General features: G+C 75.4%; 3 protein-coding genes. All 3 read left to right on the plus strand.

Translation table 11 applies throughout. From position 1 onward, the window contains the following. Window positions 1-112 precede the first annotated feature (112 nt). Window positions 113-1,300 carry a xylose isomerase gene (gene xylA / locus PKY62_RS12740; protein ID WP_324537530.1) on the plus strand — a complete coding sequence of 396 codons (1,188 nt, stop codon included), beginning with the start codon at window positions 113-115 and terminating at the stop codon, window positions 1,298-1,300. A 65-nt stretch (window positions 1,301-1,365) separates the two neighbouring features. Further along, window positions 1,366-2,826, plus strand: a complete 1,461-nt coding sequence (gene xylB, locus PKY62_RS12745) for a xylulokinase (protein ID WP_324537532.1) — start codon at window positions 1,366-1,368, stop codon at window positions 2,824-2,826. A gap of 236 nt (window positions 2,827-3,062) precedes the next feature. Then, window positions 3,063-3,508 (plus strand): ArsR/SmtB family transcription factor (locus PKY62_RS12750; RefSeq protein WP_324537534.1); only part of this gene is annotated, 446 nt, incomplete at its 3' end.

Here is a 3,508-nt window from a genome sequence, read left to right on the forward strand (position 1 = left end):
CGGCCGGCCCGCGGGGTGCCCAGCCGTTCGTTCATGGGGTTGACCCTACCGGCGTGAGGGGATAAGTTCATCCACACAACAAATAGTTGCCGCTCACCGAGGAGACGCCCCCATGGTCCGCATGCCCACCCCCGAGGACAAGTTCTCGTTCGGTCTGTGGACCGTCGGCTGGAACGCCCAGGACCAGTTCGGCTCCGCGACCCGCCCGGACCTCGACCCGGTCGAGTCGCTGCACCGGCTGTCCGAGCTCGGCGCGTCCCACGTGACGTTCCACGACGACGACGTCGTCCCCTTCGGCTCGAGCGCCGCAGACCGGGACCGGATCCTGGCCCGCTTCAAGGCCGCCCTGGTCGAGACGGGGATCACGGTCGAGATGGTCACGACCAACACCTTCAGCCACCCGATCTTCAAGGACGGCGCGTTCACGTCGAACGACCGCCGCGTGCGCCGCTACGGCCTGCGCAAGGTGGTCCGGAACGTGGACCTCGCCGCGGAGCTCGGCGCGGACACCTTCGTCATGTGGGGCGGGCGCGAGGGCGCGGAGTACGACTCCGCCAAGGACCTCAAGGCCGCGCACGACCGCTACGCCGAGGGCATCGACACCGTCGCCGCCTACATCAAGGACAAGGGCTACGGCCTGCGGATCGCCATCGAGCCCAAGCCGAACGAGCCCCGCGGCGACATCCTGCTGCCGACCGTCGGGCACGCGCTCGGCTTCATCGCCCAGCTCGAGCACGGCGACATCGTCGGCCTCAACCCCGAGACCGGGCACGAGCAGATGGCCGGCCTGAACTACACCTCGGGCATCGCCCAGGCGCTGTGGGCCGAGAAGCTCTTCCACATCGACCTCAACGGCCAGCGGTCCATCAAGTACGACCAGGACCTCGTCTTCGGCCACGGCGACCTGTTCTCCGCGTTCGCGACGGTCGACCTCGTCGAGAACGGCTTCCCCTCGGGCGGCCCGCGCTACGACGGCCCGCGCCACTTCGACTACAAGCCCTCGCGCACGGAGTCGATCCAGGGCGTGTGGGAGTCCGCGGCGGCCAACATGGCCACCTACATCCTGCTCAAGGAACGGGCGCAGGCCTTCCGGGCCGACCCCGAGGTCCAGGCGGCGCTCGAGGAGGCCGGCGTGCTCGAGCTCGCCACCCCGACCCTGGCGCCGGGCGAGACCCTCGCCGACCTGCTCGCCGACCGGAGCGCCTTCGAGGAGCTCGACATCGCGGCGGTCGCCGCCCGCGGCTTCGGCTTCGTCCGCCTCAACCAGCTGGCCCTCGAGCACGCCCTCGGCGCCCGCTGACCCACCCCGCACCCGGGCCCCGACCGTCGACGGTCGGGGCCCGGCCTCTCGAAGGAGCCGCAGCGATGGTCCTCGTCGCCGGGGTGGACTCGTCCACCCAGTCCTGCAAGGTCGTCGTGCGCGACGCGACGACGGGGGCGCTCGTGCGCTCCGGCCGTGCCACCCACCCCGACGGCACCGAGGTCGACCCGGCCCACTGGTGGACGGCGCTGCAGGCGGCCCTCGCCGATGCGGGCGGGCTCGACGACGTCGCAGCGCTCGCCGTGGGCGGGCAGCAGCACGGGATGGTGGCGCTGGACGCCGACGGCTCCGTGGTGCGCGACGCGCTGCTGTGGAACGACACGCGCTCCGCCGGCGCGGCCGTCGACCTCATCGCCGAGCTCGGCGACGGCGACCCGGCTGCCGGTGCCGCCGCGTGGGCCGCGGCGATCGGCTCGGTGCCCGTCGCGTCGCTCACGGTGACCAAGCTGCGCTGGCTCCGGGACCACGAGCCCGCGAGCGCCGCCCGCGTGGCCGCCGTCGCGCTGCCGCACGACTGGCTGACCTGGCGGCTGGCGGGCTACGGCCCGGCGGCCGAGGGCTGTGTCCCGGACCTGACCGCGCTGACCACCGACCGCTCGGACGCGTCGGGCACCGGCTACTGGTCGCCCGTCGACGAGGCCTACCGGCCCGACCTGCTGCGCCTGGCCCTGGGGCACGACGTCGTGCTGCCGCGCGTGCTCGGGCCGGGCGAGGTGGCCCAGCGCGTGCCGCGCGCCGGGGCGACGGACCTGCTGCTCGGCGTCGGCGCGGGGGACAACGCCGCGGCGGCGCTGGGCCTGGGCATGGTGCCCGGTGACGTCGCCGTCTCGATCGGCACCTCTGGCGTGGTCTCGGCCATCAGCCCGGCACCGACCACCGATGCGTCCGGTCTCGTCACGGGCTTCGCGGACGCGACCGGCGCCTACCTGCCGCTGGTGTGCACGCTCAACGCGTCGCGCGTGCTCGATGCCGCAGCGCGCCTGCTCGGCGTCGACCACGCGGGGTTGTCCACCCTCGCGCTCGCGGCCCCGGCCGGCGCCGACGGCCTCGTCCTCGTGCCCTACCTCGAGGGCGAGCGCACGCCCAACAAGCCCGACGCCACGGGCGCGCTGCACGGCATGCGGCTGGCCAACACCACACCGGCGCACCTCGCGCGCGCCGCCGTGGAGGGCATGCTGTGCGCGCTGGCCGACGGCCTCGACGCCCTGCGCGCGCAGGGCGTGCCCGTGGCGCGCGTGCGGCTCATCGGCGGCGGCGCGCGCTCCGAGGCGGTCCAGGCGATCGCCCCGAGCGTGCTGGGGCTGGACGTCACCGTGCCGGCTCCCGGCGAGTACGTGGCGGACGGCGCGGCACGCCAGGCGGCCTGGGCGCTCTCGGGCGCCGCGACCCCGCCGGACTGGGCGCCGACCACGGGCACCGTGGTGCGCACCGGCACGCCGGAGCCGCGCGTGCGCGAGCAGTACGCCGCGGTGCGGGACATGACGGCCGTCCGCCCGGGAGCCTGACCCGCCCGGACCCACCGCTCGAACGGGGGTCGCCGCTCCCCCGGCTGTGCCAGGCTGGGCCCGTCCGGGCCGCGTCGGCCCGGCGCCGACGCAGGGCGCTCGCAGTACGGCGCGCGTCGGACAACGGCGTCCGACGTCGAGGCCTCGTACCCCCGGGGTGCGGGGCCTCGATCGTTCGGGGACGGCTGGTCCTTCGACGCTGGTCTCTGTAGACTGCGATCGAAGAAGGAGGTCCCGTGACGTCGACGACGGCGCAGCGCGCGCTCGCGGACGCGACCGCGGAGGGCTGGGCGCACACGCTGCGCGCGCTCGCGGACCCCGTGCGCCTGCGCATCGTCTCGGTGGTCGCCACGAGCCCGACGGGGCAGGTCGGCGCCGGGGAGATCGCCGACGCCTGCGCCGTCACGGCGCCAACGGTCTCGCACCACCTGCGCGTGCTCCGTGACGCCGGGGTGCTCACGTCGCAGCGGCGCGCCACCGCCGTGCTCTACCGGCTCGCCCCCGCGACGGAGCGCGTCGTCCCGGCGCTGCTGGCCGCGCTCGCCCCGGGCGAGGGCCGGCCGGGGCACGACGACGCGCGCACCGGGTCCGCCTCGCCGTCCGGGCACCGCACCGGCGCAGGGCTCGACGCCGCGGTCGAGCGGGACCTCGTCGAGCGCCTCGCGCGCGAGCACCCCGGCGT

The sequence above is a fragment of the Actinotalea sp. genome (assembly GCF_035443605.1).
Classification (GTDB): domain Bacteria; phylum Actinomycetota; class Actinomycetes; order Actinomycetales; family Cellulomonadaceae; genus Actinotalea.

Bases quoted from the DNA above. Each gene is read 5' to 3' on its own strand.
- xylA (WP_324537530.1), top strand. From the start codon at position 113: ATGGTCCGCATGCCCACCCCCGAGGACAAGTTCTCGTTCGGTCTGTGG.
- xylB (WP_324537532.1), top strand. From the start codon at position 1,366: ATGGTCCTCGTCGCCGGGGTGGACTCGTCCACCCAGTCCTGCAAGGTC.